The organism is Streptomyces sp. NPDC001544 (assembly GCF_042894285.1).
In the GTDB taxonomy this organism is placed as follows: Bacteria; Actinomycetota; Actinomycetes; order Streptomycetales; family Streptomycetaceae; genus Streptomyces.
Genome location: NZ_JBIAVN010000006.1, coordinates 175154 through 189716, shown reverse-complemented (window position 1 = coordinate 189716; position 14563 = coordinate 175154). Strand labels below are relative to the sequence as shown.

Genomic DNA, 14563 nt, shown 5'->3' with positions numbered 1-14563 from the left:
CCGGCTTGTCCTGAGCGGTGTCCACGGTCATCCTCCCCAGATGTCATAGAGCCGCACCTCGAGCACGGCCAGCACCACGCCGCCGGCGGCGGCCGTCACCGAGCCCCAGCGGGTCCGCTCGGCCAGCGACATGAAACCCGCCGCCGGCACGCAGGCGAAGGCGCCCAGCAGATACGCCACGAAGATCGTCGTGCCCTGTTCCGGCTTCTCGCCCCGCGCCAGCTGCACGAACCCGATCACCAGCTGCACCACGGCCAGCAGCGTGACCACGGCCATCCCGATGAAGTGCCAGTCCTTGGTCGGCTGGTCGCGATAGGCGGCCCATCCGCACCACGCGGCGAGCAACAGCGCGGCGACCCCCGTCACCAGCGTCAGGACATTGAGCATGCGGCGACCCTATTACGGGCCGTACCGTCCGCTGCGCGCGGGCCGCCCGTCGGCCGGGGCGCGCGGGGCTCGTAGGGTCGGGACCATGACGATCCACGCACAAGCCCTGCTCTTCGACAACGACGGCACCCTCGTCTCCTCCCTGGCCTCCGTGGAGCGCTGCTGGACGCGATGGGCGCGGGAGTACGGGATCACGGCCGAGGAGTTCGGGCGGGTCGAGCTGCACGGACGGCCCGCCGTGGAGATCGTCGCCGACCTGCTGCCCGCCGGCCTCGTGCCGGAGGCCGTCGCCCGGGTCGAGCAGCTCGAGGTCGAGGACGTACCGAACGGAGGCGTCCACCTCCTCCCCGGCACCAAGGACCTCCTCGACCTGCTGCCCGCCGACTCATGGGCCGTCGTCACCTCCGCCACCCGGCGGCTCGCCGGGGCCAGGCTGGACGCCGTCGGCATCCGGCCCAAGTCGCTGATCGCCGCCGACGACATCACCCGTGGCAAGCCCGATCCCGAGCCCTATCTGCTGGCGGCCCGCCGGCTGGGCGTGGACCCGGCCCGCTGCGTCGTCTTCGAGGACGCCCCCGCAGGGCTCCAGGCGGGCCGCGCCGCCGGGATGACCACCGTGGCCTTGACCACAACCCATCAGACCCACGAGCTGGTCGCCGACCTGGTGGTCGAGAACCTGGCGGCCCTCTCCGCACTGGTCACCGACGGGGGAATCCGGATATCCGCCCGCCACTGACCCCGCACCGTCCCCCGTCCACGGCCGACCAGGACTGTCCACGGCTGTCCAGCATGTGGACGGGCGCGGTCTGTCAGGACCGTACGTCTGGTTTACTGATCGCATGACCACGACGAGCTGCCGCACCCCTGCGACCGAGGCGACCATGACGCCCGGTGCTCGTTGTCTGTGTCGCACGTGCCGAATGTGTGCCTTCTAGAGGGCCCCTGCACCACCCCCGGGCTCGCGCCCCGAAGCGAGCCGGCGTGGCACGTTCGTACGCCGTGAGCCGTACGTGACCTGAGCCGCGCCCCGCGCACATGTTCTCTTCCGGTTCCATCGCCACCGCGAGAACCGTGCCGCGTCCCTGAACGAATGCACCCGTGCCCGGGCATATCCACGCCCGCGCACTCGACAGTGACGGAAACCCACGTGATCACCACATCGGGCCTCACCAAGGTCTACCGATCCCGCGGCCGGGAGGTCACCGCCCTCGACGGCGTCGACCTGCACGTCCGCGAAGGCGAGGTGTACGGCGTCATCGGCCAGTCCGGCGCCGGCAAGTCCTCGCTCATCCGGTGCGTCAACCTGCTGGAGCGCCCCACCGCCGGCACGGTCACCGTCGCCGGACAGGACCTCACCGCCCTCGCCGGGCGCGGACCGCGCGCCGGCCGGGAACTGCGCCGGGCCCGCAGCCGGATCGGCATGGTCTTCCAGCACTTCAACCTGCTGTCCTCCCGGACCGTCCAGGACAACGTCGAGCTGCCGCTCGAGATCCTCGGCAAGTCAGGGAAGGAACGTTCCCGCAAGGCGCTGGAACTGCTCGACCTGGTGGGCCTCGCCGACAAGGCGAAGGCCTACCCCGCCCACCTCTCCGGCGGACAGAAGCAGCGCGTCGGCATCGCCCGCGCCCTGGCCGGCGACCCCAAGGTGCTGCTCTCCGACGAGGCCACCAGCGCCCTCGACCCGGAGACCACCCGCTCGATCCTGACGCTGCTGCGCGACCTCAACCGGCAGCTCGGACTGACCGTCCTGCTCATCACCCACGAGATGGACGTCGTGAAGTCGATCTGCGACTCCGCCGCACTCATGGAGAAGGGGCGCGTCGTCGAGTCCGGCACGGTCAGCGAGCTCCTGGCCACCCCGGGCTCCGAACTGGCCGCCGCGCTGTTCCCGGTGGGCGGCGAGGCCGCCGGTGCGGACCGCACCGTCGTGGACGTCACCTTCCAGGGCGAGGCGGCCACCCAGCCGGTCATCTCCCAGCTCTCGCGCACCTACAACATCGACATATCGATCCTCGGTGCCGCCATCGACACCGTCGGCGGCCTCCAGGTCGGCCGCATGCGCATCGAACTGCCCGGCCACTACGAGGACAACGTCGTGCCGATCGGCTTCCTGCGCGAACAGGGACTCCAGATCGACGTCGTCGGCAACGAGGGCCATGAGCGCGCACTGGTGAAGGAAGGTGCCAAGTGAGCTGGACTGACTGGTCCGCGATGCAGCCCCTGCTGTCCCAGGCCTGTTGGGACACCCTCTACATGGTCGGCTGGTCGACGCTGATCGCCGTCGTCGGCGGACTTCCGCTCGGCATCCTGCTCGTGCTCACGGACCGGGGCGGACTGCTCCAGAACCTCGTCGCGAACAAGGTCATCGGGCAGATCGTGAACGTCGCCCGGTCCATGCCGTTCATCATCCTCATGGTCGCCCTGATGGGCTTCACGCGCTCGATCACCGGAACGACCATCGGCCGTGAGGCCGCCATCGTGCCGCTCGCCATCGGCGCCATCCCCTTCTTCGCGCGTCTGGTCGAGACGGCTGTCCGCGAAGTGGACGGCGGGCTCGTCGAGGCCGTGCAGTCGATGGGAGGCAACACCTGGACGGTCGTGCGCAAGGTGCTCGTACCGGAGTCCCTGCCCTCCCTGATCTCGAGCACCACCACCACCATCGTGGCGCTCATCGGCTACTCCGCGATGGCCGGCACGGTCGGTGCCGGAGGCCTCGGCGACATCGCCATCCGCTACGGCTACCAGCGCTTCGAGACCCAGCTGATGTGGATCACCGTGGCGATCCTCGCCGTGGTCATCTCCCTCATCCAGTTCGCCGGCGACTACGCGGCCCGCTCCCTGCACCGGCGCGGCGGCCGCTCCGGACCCGCACCGAAGCTCCGCCTGCTCAGGGCCAAGGAGCCGGCGGCGGCCGACATCGGCAAGGTCGCCTGAACACCCCCTCGGACTCCCCGCGAACCCACAGCGGGGCCGCACCACCCCAGGAAAGGCACTTTTCGTGCGTAACACCGCCAAGCTCACCACCGCCGTCCTCGCCGCCGGAGGCCTCACCTTCGGGCTCGGCGCCTGCGGCTCGGGCAAGGACTCCGCCGCCGCCGACTACAGCGGCCCGCTGGTCGTCGCCGCCAGCCCCACCCCGCACGCCGAGATCCTGAACTACGTCAAGGACCACCTGGCGAAGAAGGCGGGCCTCGACCTGCAGGTCAAGGAGTTCCAGGACTACATCGTGCCGAACACGGCCACCGAGGACGGCTCGGTGGACGCCAACTACTTCCAGAACCAGCCCTACCTGGACGACTTCAACAAGAAGCGCGGCACCGACATCGTGCCCGTCGTCACGGTGCACCTGGAGCCGCTCGGCCTGTACTCCCACAAGGTCAAGAAGGCCGACGCCCTCAAGAGCGGTGCGACCGTCGCCGTCCCCAACGACGCCGTCAACGAGGCGCGCGCCCTGAAGCTGCTCGCCGCCAACAAGCTCATCACCCTCAAGGACGGCGTCGGCAACGAAGCGACCCCGCAGGACATCGCCAAGAACCCCAAGAACCTCAAGTTCAAGGAGGTCGAGGCGGCCCAGACCCCGCGCTCCCTGGACGACGTGGACGCCGCGGTGGTCAACGGCAACTACGCCATCTCCTCGGGCCTGAAGCCCGCCAAGGACGCGCTCGTCCTCGAGTCCCCGAAGAACAACCCGTACGGCAACTTCCTCGCGGTGAAGAAGGGCAACGAGAAGGACCCGCGCGTCAAGAAGCTTGCCAGGCTCCTGACCTCGCCCGAGGTGAAGAAGTTCATCGAGGACAAGTACCAGGGTTCGGTCATCGCGTCGTTCTGATCCCATATCGCCACGCACGGGGTCCGCTCCTTCACTACGAGTGGACCCCGTTGTGCGGCCGAGGGATTTCATGCTGCATGCTGGGCAGTTCAGCAGTCCCTGTTGTAGCGGTTGTAGCGGTTGTAGCGGTTGTACCGAAGGTTACGGAGCGGCGCATGACGAGCACCTTCCCCAGCATCTCCATCAGCACGGAGCGGTTGGTGCTGCGTCCCCTCGACGAGGACGACGTCCCCGCCCTGGCCGAGATGATGAACGACGAGCAGGTCGGGGCCTGGACCGACGTCCCCCAGCCCTACACCGAGGAACAGGCCCGCCGCTGGATCGGCGAGTACGCCCCCGCCGAGCGCGCCGCGGGGCGCGGCCTCGACCTCGCGGTCACCGAGTTCCTCACCCAGCGCCTGGTGGGCGTCGTCCAACTGACCAAGACCAACTGGCACATCCGGTCCACCGAACTGTCGTACGTGATCGCCCCCTGGGCCCGCGGCGAGGGATACGCCTCCGAGGCCGCCCTCGCCACCGCCCAGTGGCTGCTCGGCGACCAGAAGTTCGAGCGCATCGAACTGCGCACCGCCGCCGGCAACACCGCCTCCCAGCAGGTCGCACAGAAGATCGGCTGCATCAGCGAGGGCGTCCTGCGCAACGCCTGCATAGCCCGCGTCCGCACCGAGGACGGCACCTGGACCGAGGCGCGCACCGACTTCATCGTGTGGAGCCTCCTCCCGGAGGACCTGGAGGGCGCGGGCGAACAGCTCGCCGACACCGGCGGTTTCACGTCGTTCTCCGACTGGAACTGACGAGACACGAACGGCGGCGACGGACCGGACGGAACCCACGGCGACCCGCCCGCCGCGCGCCGGCAGCACCGCCAGGTACCCTCACGGAGCCCGCCTGTGGGCGACCGTACGCTGACGACCTGCGAAAATCTGGAGACTGACGACGATGGCCGACCGGGTCACGGTGATCGGCTGGGACGGCTCGCCGCTGACCGCCGCGGCACGTTCCGCGCTCGGCGCCGCCACTCTCGTGGCGGGCGCGGCCCACCACCTGGCGCTCCCCGAGATCCCCCGCGCCGCCGAGCGCGTCCGCCTCGGCAGTGTTCCCCTGGCCGCCCGCCGCATCGCCGCCCACCGTGGCACCGCGGTGGTGCTCGCCGACGGCGACCCCGGTTTCTTCGGCGTGGTACGGACCCTGCGCGCACCGGAGTTCGGCCTTGAGGTCGAGGTCGTGCCCGCCGTCTCCTCCGTGGCCGCCGCCTTCGCCCGCGCCGGCATGCCCTGGGACGACGCCCAAGTGGTCGTCGCACACCGGCGCACCCTGCGACGCGCGGTGAACGTGTGCCGCGCCCACGCCAAGGTCGCCGTGCTCACCTCACCCGGCGCCGGGCCCGCCGAACTCGGGCTGCTCCTGGACGGGGTCCACCGCACCTTCGTCATCTGCGAGGAACTGGGCACCGAACGCGAGCGGGTCTCCGTCGTCACCTCCGACAACGCCGCCGACCACACCTGGCGCGACCCCAACGTCGTCATCGTCATCGGCGGCACGGCCGGCCCCGCCGCCGCGGGGGACGGCTGGATCGCCGGCCGCGAACCGGGCTCGGGTCCACGCGGCTGGGTGCTGCCCGACGAGGCGTACGGCGGCGGGCTCGGCGAGGGGGAGGCCGATCTGCTCCGCGCCGCCCAACTCGCCCGCCTCGGACCGCGCGTCGGCGACCTGGTGTGGGACATCGGGTGCGCCAGCGGCGCGTTCGCCACCGAGGCGGCACGCGCGGGCGCCGCCGTCATCGCCGTGGACCAGGATCCGCAGGCCTGCGCCCGCACCGAGACGGCCGCACGACGCTTCGGCGTACAGCTCCAGGTCGTGCGCGGCACCGCCCCGCACGTGCTGGAGAACCTGCCGGAGCCGGACGTGGTCCGCGTCGGTGGCGGGGGAGCGGCCGTGGTCTCCGCGGTCGCCGACCGCCGCCCCCAACGCATCGTCACCCACGCCGCGACCCGCGACGCCGCCGAACTGGTCGGCCGGGACCTGACCGAGCACGGCTACCGGGTCGAATGCGCCCTGCTGCAGTCGGTCGAACTCGACACGCGGGCCTGGACGGAGACGGAGCGGAGCGTTGCGTTCCTGCTCAGTGGGGTACTGGCCGACCGCGCCCCGTGATCCGGTTGTCGTACCGCTCGCGGTAGGCTGGCCGATCGTTGTACCGCACCCGGTGGTCCGGAAATTCGTTCGCCAATGTCCGGAAAACCCGCCTGTTTTGGGACGGGTGTGGTACGGCAGAACCGGAGGACGCGCAACGTGGCGCAGTCCACAGCGGGCTGTCGCGGATCAAGCTGTCGTGACGGCGGCACGGCCGGGACAATGCCACTGAATGGCTTTGTCGCCTTTTCCGGGCGGGTCGTTCGTGCCGCTGGGCACGCATGCTCGTTCTTCACTGCGGGGCGGTCGGTGCGCCGTTCCGGATGAGCTGGTCGTAGGGAGCACTAACCGATGGGCGAGGGGTACGCATGACGGACACCGGCCAGGTCCCGGGCGAGGGGCTGCCGGAGAGCGCAGGCATGGTGGAACAGCCGGGCGTCTCCGCACACGGCGCGTACACCTACCTCTCCGAGACCACCGCCGAGGACGAAGACCTGCTGCTGCCGGGCGCCCAGGGCGCATGGGGCAACGAGGTACCGCCGCCTCCTCCGGAGCCGGTCGTGGAGACCGTCCACGAGCCGGAGCCGCACGAGAGGGACGGCCGTGACAGCGGCTCCGTCGACCTCGGCGGCGTCCGCCTGCCCGAGACCGGTCCCGTCTCCGTCCCGCCGTCCCCGATCCTCTCGGTTCCGCACGACCCCGCGACGGCCCCGGCGGTCCCGAGACGCCCCCTGCACCTCGGCCCGCCGATTCCCGACGCCTCGGCGAGCCCGGTCCGTTCGCTCGCCGACCGCGGCCCCGCCGGGGCACCCGTACGGCAGCCCGGCCCGCCGGCCCCCGGCCCCGAGTACCTCGACGCGCAACCGTTGCGTGACCTCGCCCCGCAGGGCGCGGCACCCTGGGGTCCGGCTCAGGCGGCGCCCCAGGAAGCGCCCCAGGTGCAGGTGAGCCCTCCGGCGGAGGCTGCCGAAACGGTTGTTCCGGCCGCCGACCCCTCCGGACCGGCCCAGGCCACCCTGGCCAGGCTTGCCGCGCAGGCGGCCACCGCGAGCGCCACGACCGAGACCGCCGCTGCCGCCGCGCACGCGGCGGCGCAGGAGACGGGCACCGGGCCGGCCGCTCAGGAAACGGACCCGGCGCAGGGCGCCCATGAAGCCGCCGGGGCGTACCCGGCAGCCGGAGACGAGGGCGCCGAGGCGGCCCACGCGCCCGGTGCCGTACGGGGCTCCGAGGCCGCACCGGAACCAGAGGCCGTCCCCGGCCCCGAACCCGTCCAGGGCCCGGAGGCCGCCCACCTCGCGGAGGCGGTGCCGGCCCCCGCGGACGCGCAGCCCGTCCCGGACGCCGAGGCGATCGAACAGGCGCCCGCACCGCAGGACGTCCCGGTCGACGGGCAGGTGGATGCGCTCGGCGAGCCGCTCCCGGAAGCCCCCGAAGCCCCCGAAGCTCCGGAGGCCGTGCACGCGCCGGTGCTGGAAGAGGCACAGGTCCAGGAGGCTCCGACCGGAATCACGGAGACCCAGCAGCCCGTCGAGGCTCTTGAGCCCGTCGAGCCCGTCGAGCCTGCCGAGCTCACGGTCCAGTCCGCGGTCCAGGCCGCCGACGCTCACCCCACCGCCGAGGCCGTCGAAGTCACCGAGGCCGCTGGGACCAGTGACGGGGTCCAGGCCCCGGAGCACGTTCCGTCGCCCGAGGACACGCCGGTGCCGGACGCCGAGGCCCAGTCGGATGCCACCGCTCCCGAACCGGTCCCGGCCGCCGCGCCCGCCGCCGAGCCCCCGCAGGCCGAGCCGGGCCCGGTCGCTCAGGAGGCCGTACCGACGGCGCCGACCGGCCACGACGTTCCCGAGCAGGTCCAGGGGCCTCAGTCGGTGCACCCCCTGACGGATGCCCAGCCGCAGCCCGCCACCCTCGTACCGGAGCAGCCGCACGCCGGGCCCCAGGCCCCTGAGGCCGGCCCCGCGGAGCCGGGCATCCCCGACGCCGCCACGCCCGAGCCCGTGCGCACCGAGGACGGCACCGGCCCCAGGGCGTCCGCCGTCCAGCCGGCCGACGAGCCCCCGGCCCCGCCCGTCCAGGCGTCCGCGCCCGTCGCTGAATCCCCGGCTCCCGCCGCCGAGCGGATCCCGGCCCAGGCCGACCCCGCCGCGGCGGCCGGCAGCGTGCCCGCGCAGGCCCAGCCGGACCAGCAGCCGGGGGCGTTCGTGCCCGCGCAGGGCTCCGTGCCGGACAGCCCCCACCTCGCCACGGTCCCCGCCCCCCGGGAGGCCGACCAGGCCTCGGCGCACCGGGACGAGGAGCCCCACCCCGACGTCGTACAGCACGCGGAGGACCTGGACACCAGGGCCGCCGACCAGGAAGAGAGCACGGCCGAAGTGGCGGAAGCCCGACAGCCCACCGGCCCGGCCGCGCCCGGCTACGACGACGCCGAGCGTGAGGCCGTGCTCAAGGTGATGCGCGAGCGACGCGACATCCGCAACGGCTTCCGCAGCGACCCGATCCCGCACGAGGTGCTGCTCCGCGTCCTGGAGGCGGCCCACACCGCGCCCTCCGTGGGCCACTCGCAGCCCTGGGACTTCGTCGTCATCCGGTCCGCCGACACCCGGCGCAGCATGCACGAACTGGCCATGCGCCAGCGCGACGCCTACGCCAAGTCCCTCCCGAAGGGCCGGGCGAAGCAGTTCAAGGAACTGAAGATCGAGGCCATCCTCGACACCCCGGTGAACATCGTCGTCACCGCCGACCCGACCCGCGGCGGCCGGCACACCCTGGGCCGGCACACCCAGCCGCAGATGGCGCCCTACTCCGCCGCGCTCGCCGTGGAGAACCTCTGGCTCGCCGCCCGCGCCGAGGGCCTCGGCGTCGGCTGGGTCAGCTTCTTCGACGAGCGCGAGATGGTCCGTGCCCTCGGCCTGCCCGAGCACCTGGAGGTCATCGCCTACCTGTGCGTCGGATACGTCGACGAGTTCCCGGACGAGCCCGAGCTGCTGCAGGCCGGCTGGTCCAAGCGACGCCCGCTGTCCTGGGTGGTGCACGAGGAGACCTACGGCCGCCGGGCCCTGCCCGGCGAGGACCCGCACGACCTGCTCGCCGAGACCGTCTCCCAGATCCGCCCGCTGGACGCCAAGGCGCTCGGCGAGGCCTGGGAGCGGCAGAAGCGGATGACCAAGCCGGCCGGCGCGCTCGGCATGCTGGAGATCATCTCCGCGCAGCTGTCCGGTCTCTCGCGCCAGTGCCCGCCGCCGATCCCGGAGCCCGCCGCCGTCGCGATCTTCGCTGGTGACCACGGTGTGCACGCCCAGGGCGTCACCCCCTGGCCGCAGGAGGTCACCGCCCAGATGGTGGCCAACTTCCTCGGCGGGGGAGCGGTCTGCAACGCCTTCGCGGGCCAGGTGGGCGCCGAGGTCTGCGTCGTCGACGTGGGTGTGGCCGCCGAACTGCCCGCCACGCCCGGCCTGCTGCCCCGCAAGGTCCGCGCGGGCACCTCCGACATGACCACCGGTCCCGCGATGACCCGCGAGGAGGCCAAGCAGGCCATCGAGGTGGGCATCGAGACCGCCCGTGACCTGGTGGCGGCCGGCAACAAGGCCCTGCTCACCGGTGAGATGGGCATCGCGAACACCACCGCCTCGGCCGCCCTGATCTCCGTCTACACGGGCGCGGACCCGTCCGAGGTGACGGGCCGTGGCACCGGCATCAACGACGAGACCCTGGCCCGCAAGACCGAGGTGGTCCGCCGCGCCCTCGAACTGCACAAGCCGGACCCGGCCGACCCCATCGGCGTCCTCGCGGCGATCGGCGGCTTCGAGCACGCGGCCATGGTCGGCCTGCTCCTCGGTGGCGCCTCGCTGCGTACGCCGGTGATCCTGGACGGCGTCAGCGCCGGTGCCGCCGCGCTGGTCGCCCGCGCGATCGCCCCCGAGGTGCTCGCCGCCTGCATCGCCGGCCACCGCAGCGCCGAGCCCGGGCACGTGGCCGCCCTCAACAAGCTGGGCCTGCGCCCCCTGGTCGACCTCGACCTGCGCCTCGGCGAGGGCACGGGCGCGCTGCTCGCCCTGCCGCTGGTGCAGAGCACGGCGCGAGCGATGCACGAGGTGGCCACGTTCGATTCGGCGGGGGTGACGGAGAAGTAGGCCCCAGCGGCGGGGTCCGGTGTTCAGCCACCGGACCCCCGCGCGGCCTGCCCCGCCCACACCATAAAATCCGCACGTCAGGGCCGCTCCGACGCAGCAGCGACCCATCAGCACCGCCTGCGCGAGGAGCCGTACCCCATGGCCGAACACCCCGCCTACCCCGTAGGCCTCCGCCTCACCGGACGCAGGGTCGTCGTCCTCGGCGGCGGCCAGGTCGCCCAGCGCCGCCTCCCCGCCCTGATCGCTGCGGGCGCGGACATCCACCTCGTGTCCCCCGAGGCGACCCCGTCCGTCGAGGCCATGGCGGACGCGGGCGAGATCACCTGGGAGCGGCGCCCCTACGCGGAAGGCGACCTCGCGGACGCGTGGTACGCCCTGATCGCCACCAGCGACCCGGAGGCCAACACCGCCGCCTCCGCCGAAGCCCAACGCCACCGCGTCTGGTGCGTCCGCTCCGACGACGCCGACGCGGCGACCGCCTGGACCCCGGCCACCGGCCACAGCGAGGGCGTCACCGTCGCCGTGCTCACCACCGACGCCCGGGGCCGTGATCCCCGGCACACCGCGGCGATCCGCGACGCGGTCGTCGAGGGGCTGCGCGACGGCACCCTGGTGGCACCGCACCACCGCACCCGTACCCCCGGCGTCGCCCTGGTCGGCGGCGGCCCCGGCGACCCGGACCTGATCACCGTCCGCGGCCGGCGTCTCCTGGCCGAGGCCGACGTCGTCATCGCCGACCGCCTCGGCCCGCGCGACCTGCTCGCCGAACTCCCCTCGCACGTCGAGGTGATCGACGCGGCGAAGATCCCGTACGGCCGTTTCATGGCCCAGGAGGCCATCAACAACGCGCTGATCGAGCATGCCCAGCAGGGCAAGTCCGTCGTACGCCTCAAGGGAGGCGACCCGTACGTCTTCGGCCGGGGCATGGAGGAGGTCCAGGCGCTTGCCGAGGCCGGGATCCCGTGCACGGTCGTCCCCGGCATCTCGAGCTCCATCTCGGTGCCCGGCGCGGCCGGCATCCCGGTCACGCACCGGGGGGTCGCCCACGAGTTCACGGTGGTCAGCGGCCATGTCGCGCCCGACGACGAGCGCTCCCTGGTCGACTGGCCGTCGCTGGCCAGGCTCACCGGCACCCTCGTGATCCTGATGGGTGTCGACAAGATAGGGAAGATCGCCGAGACGCTGGTCGCCCACGGCAAGTCCCCCGAGACGCCCGTCGCCCTGGTCCAGGAGGGCACGACCGCCGCCCAGCGCCGCGTCGACGCGACCCTCGCCACGGTCGCGGACGCCGTGCGTACCGAGGACGTGAAACCCCCCGCGGTCATCGTCATCGGCGAGGTGGTCGCGGTGGGAACCACCCCCTCCGCGCTCCTCCCCGAGTAACCGCGGGTAACCCACCCGTTCCGAGCCGTTGGCACCGCACCCAGGACAAGGCAGTATCGCTCTGTGGCCGATCTCATCACCGTTGAGGACCCCGCCGACCCGCGCCTGCGCGACTACACGGGCCTGACCGACGTCGAGTTGCGCCGCAAGCGCGAACCGGCCGAGGGACTGTTCATCGCCGAGGGCGAGAAGGTCATCCGGCGGGCCAAGGAAGCGGGCTACGAGATGCGCTCGATGCTGCTCTCGGCCAAGTGGATCGACGTCATGCGCGACGTCATCGACGAACTCCCGGCCCCCGTATACGCGGTGAGCCCCGAACTCGCCGAACGGGTCACCGGCTACCACGTGCACCGCGGCGCCCTCGCCTCCATGCAGCGCAAACCGCTTCCGACGGCGGCCGATCTGCTGCAGGACGCGCGCCGAGTCGTGATCATGGAAGCGGTCAACGACCACACCAACATCGGCGCGATCTTCCGGTCGGCGGCCGCCCTCGGCATGGACGCGGTCCTCCTCTCCCCGGACTGCGCCGACCCGCTCTACCGCCGCAGCGTGAAGGTGTCGATGGGCGCCGTCTTCTCGGTGCCGTACGCCCGCCTCGACACCTGGCCCAAGGGCCTGGAGTCGGTCCGCGAGGCGGGCTTCAGCCTCCTCGCGCTCACCCCCGACGAGAAGGCGAAGACCCTGGACGAGGCGGCCCCGCACCGCATGGACCGCGTCGCGCTGATGCTGGGCGCCGAGGGCGACGGGCTGTCCACCCAGGCCCTGGTCGCCGCCGACGAATGGGTACGGATCCCCATGGCCCACGGCGTCGACTCCCTCAACGTCGGCGCGGCGGCCGCGGTCGCCTTCTACGCCGTGGCCACCGGCCGCCCGGAGGCGTAGACCTCAGCGCGTCCGGCGTGGGGGTACGAAAGTCGTCCGGCCCGAACCGGGTCCGAACCGGGAGTCCGCCGTCCCCCCAACGGGGGCGCGCCCTGACATCCCCCGCGGGACTACACCCCTTCACCCTCGGGGAGTCCGCCCCGCCTTCCGCACAACCGCACCTCGCGCCGCCAGGGCCGAGCCCCGCGGGGGTCAGGGGGCGGAGCCCCGTGACGGGGTCGAAGGGACGAAGCCCATGTCCACCACCGGCCGCGCGCTACTCCCGCAGATGCGCCGGAGGCACGGGCGCCTGCCGCGCGTGTACGACGCTCCCGGCGCCGCCGCCGAGCCCGTGCGCCGGCCCCTGGCAGCCCTGGGCCGCCGCGATGCCGAGCGCGACCAGCAGGGTCACCACGACGAACACGAACAGCCGCTGCCGCAGCAGCCGGGGGTTGGCGGGCCGCCGCCCGGTTCCCGTGGGGCGCGGACGTCCGGGACCGCCGCGCTGACCGGGACGCCCCGCACCGCCGGACCGGGTGGTGCCCCGCGGGGCGGGGGTCGCCCGCCCGCCGCCGGTGCGCGACCCGTCCGGGCGTGACGGCGCCCCGCCACCCCGCGGAAGACCCCCACCGCGCGGCGGCGTGCCGCCCGTGCCGCCCCGCACGGGCACCCCGCCGCGCGCCGCAGGGGTGCCCTGCGAGGGTGCCGGGCGCCGCTGCGCGCGCTGGGCCTCCGGATAGGTCTCGGCGAGCCGCCCGGTGGGCCGGTCCGCCTCGGCGGCGCGCGGCGCGGGCGGCCGGACGGCGGCCAGGCCCTGCGCCTCACGCGCCGCGATCTCCTTCAGCCGCAGCGACAGCTGCAGTGTGCTCGGCCGCTCCTCGGGATCCTTCGCCAGACAGGCCCGCACGAGCGGCGCGAGCGCGTCCGGCACGCCGTGCAGCTGGGGCTCCTCGTGCACCACCCGGTACAGCATCACCTCGGAACTGCCGTGCCCGAACGGGGAGTCACCCGTCGACGCGTACGCCAGGGTCGCCCCCAACGAGAACACGTCCGTGGCCGGCGTGACCGCGGCGCCGCGCACCTGCTCGGGCGCGAGGAAGCCGGGGGAGCCGACGGCCGTGCCGACGTGCGTCAGCGTCGAGGCGCCGGTGGACCAGGCGATGCCGAAGTCGATGATCCGCGGTCCCTTCGGGGACAGCAGGATGTTGGACGGCTTCAGGTCCCGGTGCACCACCCCGGCCTCGTGCACCGCGACCAGCCCCTCGGACAGGGCCGCCCCGATGGAGGCCGCCTCGGCCGCACCGAGCGGGCCCTCGTCGGCGACCTTGTCGTGCAGGGAGGGGCCGGGCACGTACTGCGTGGCGAACCACGGCCGTTCCGCCTCCAGGTCCGCCGCCACCAGCCGCGCCGTACACCCGCCCCTGATGCGCCGCGCCGCCGAGACCTCACGCGCGAACCGCGACCGGAACTCCTGGTCCTCCGCCAGGTCCGGCCGGATGACCTTCAGGGCGACCCGCTGCCCCTTCTTGTCGGAGCCCAGGTAGACAACCCCCATGCCGCCCGCGCCGAGCCGTCTGTGAAGCCTGAACGAGCCGACGACGCGCGGGTCCTCGCGCCTCAGGCGCATCATCGCCATGTTCATCCCCGCTGCCCGGTCCGTGTGACGTGGCACAGCTTACGTTTCCACGGCCCGCTGCGCGCAGAGGCCGCGCCCTCTCGCCCCGATGGATTGTCAGTGCCGGGTGGGAGACTTGAGGAGTGGTCAGGGAGCGGTCACGAACCGCGCCCTTGACCACCCAGTGGCCTCAACCATCCATCCCGGAAGGGGTATTGGACG

At 72.9% G+C, this 14563-nt stretch carries 11 protein-coding genes; 9 read left to right on the top strand and 2 right to left on the bottom strand.

Annotated elements, in window-relative coordinates; all coding sequences use genetic code 11:
* Positions 1 to 27: 27 nt before the first annotated feature.
* A complete protein-coding gene (locus ACFY0F_RS18090; protein ID WP_388794546.1) occupies positions 28 to 387 on the bottom strand; it encodes a hypothetical protein in 360 nt (119 codons plus the stop codon).
* Between the two features lie 85 nt (positions 388 to 472).
* Here ACFY0F_RS18090 and ACFY0F_RS18085 point away from each other — a divergent pair, with 85 nt between their 5' ends.
* The 9 genes from ACFY0F_RS18085 to ACFY0F_RS18045 all read left to right on the top strand — a co-directional run bounded on the left by ACFY0F_RS18085 (position 473) and on the right by ACFY0F_RS18045 (position 12747).
* Positions 473 to 1123 carry an HAD family hydrolase gene (locus ACFY0F_RS18085; protein ID WP_388794543.1) on the top strand — a complete coding sequence of 217 codons (651 nt, stop codon included), beginning with the start codon at positions 473 to 475 and terminating at the stop codon, positions 1121 to 1123.
* A 354-nt stretch (positions 1124 to 1477) separates the two neighbouring features.
* On the top strand, positions 1478 to 2578 hold the full coding sequence (locus tag ACFY0F_RS18080; protein WP_388794540.1) for a methionine ABC transporter ATP-binding protein: 1101 nt from the start codon (positions 1478 to 1480) through the stop codon (positions 2576 to 2578).
* A gap of 20 nt (positions 2579 to 2598) precedes the next feature.
* A complete protein-coding gene (locus ACFY0F_RS18075) occupies positions 2599 to 3321 on the top strand; it encodes a methionine ABC transporter permease (RefSeq protein ID WP_388795250.1) in 723 nt (240 codons plus the stop codon).
* 64 nt (positions 3322 to 3385) lie between these two features.
* A complete protein-coding gene (locus tag ACFY0F_RS18070) occupies positions 3386 to 4216 on the top strand; it encodes a MetQ/NlpA family ABC transporter substrate-binding protein (RefSeq protein ID WP_388794537.1) in 831 nt (276 codons plus the stop codon).
* Between the two features lie 155 nt (positions 4217 to 4371).
* Complete coding sequence (locus tag ACFY0F_RS18065; protein ID WP_388794534.1) at positions 4372 to 5010, top strand: GNAT family N-acetyltransferase; 639 nt, start codon at positions 4372 to 4374, stop codon at positions 5008 to 5010.
* A 145-nt stretch (positions 5011 to 5155) separates the two neighbouring features.
* Complete coding sequence (gene cbiE, locus ACFY0F_RS18060) at positions 5156 to 6370, top strand: precorrin-6y C5,15-methyltransferase (decarboxylating) subunit CbiE (RefSeq protein WP_388794531.1); 1215 nt, start codon at positions 5156 to 5158, stop codon at positions 6368 to 6370.
* A gap of 347 nt (positions 6371 to 6717) precedes the next feature.
* A complete protein-coding gene (gene cobT / locus ACFY0F_RS18055) occupies positions 6718 to 10482 on the top strand; it encodes a nicotinate-nucleotide--dimethylbenzimidazole phosphoribosyltransferase (RefSeq protein ID WP_388794528.1) in 3765 nt (1254 codons plus the stop codon).
* A 138-nt stretch (positions 10483 to 10620) separates the two neighbouring features.
* Positions 10621 to 11865 carry a uroporphyrinogen-III C-methyltransferase gene (cobA, locus tag ACFY0F_RS18050; RefSeq protein WP_388794525.1) on the top strand — a complete coding sequence of 415 codons (1245 nt, stop codon included), beginning with the start codon at positions 10621 to 10623 and terminating at the stop codon, positions 11863 to 11865.
* Positions 11866 to 11928: 63 nt separating this feature from the next.
* On the top strand, positions 11929 to 12747 hold the full coding sequence (locus tag ACFY0F_RS18045; protein ID WP_388794522.1) for a TrmH family RNA methyltransferase: 819 nt from the start codon (positions 11929 to 11931) through the stop codon (positions 12745 to 12747).
* Between the two features lie 256 nt (positions 12748 to 13003).
* Here ACFY0F_RS18045 and ACFY0F_RS18040 read toward each other — a convergent pair whose 3' ends face one another.
* Positions 13004 to 14368: a serine/threonine-protein kinase gene (locus ACFY0F_RS18040; protein ID WP_388795247.1), complete on the bottom strand. Its 1365-nt coding sequence runs from the start codon at positions 14366 to 14368 to the stop codon at positions 13004 to 13006.
* Positions 14369 to 14563: the final 195 nt, after the last annotated feature.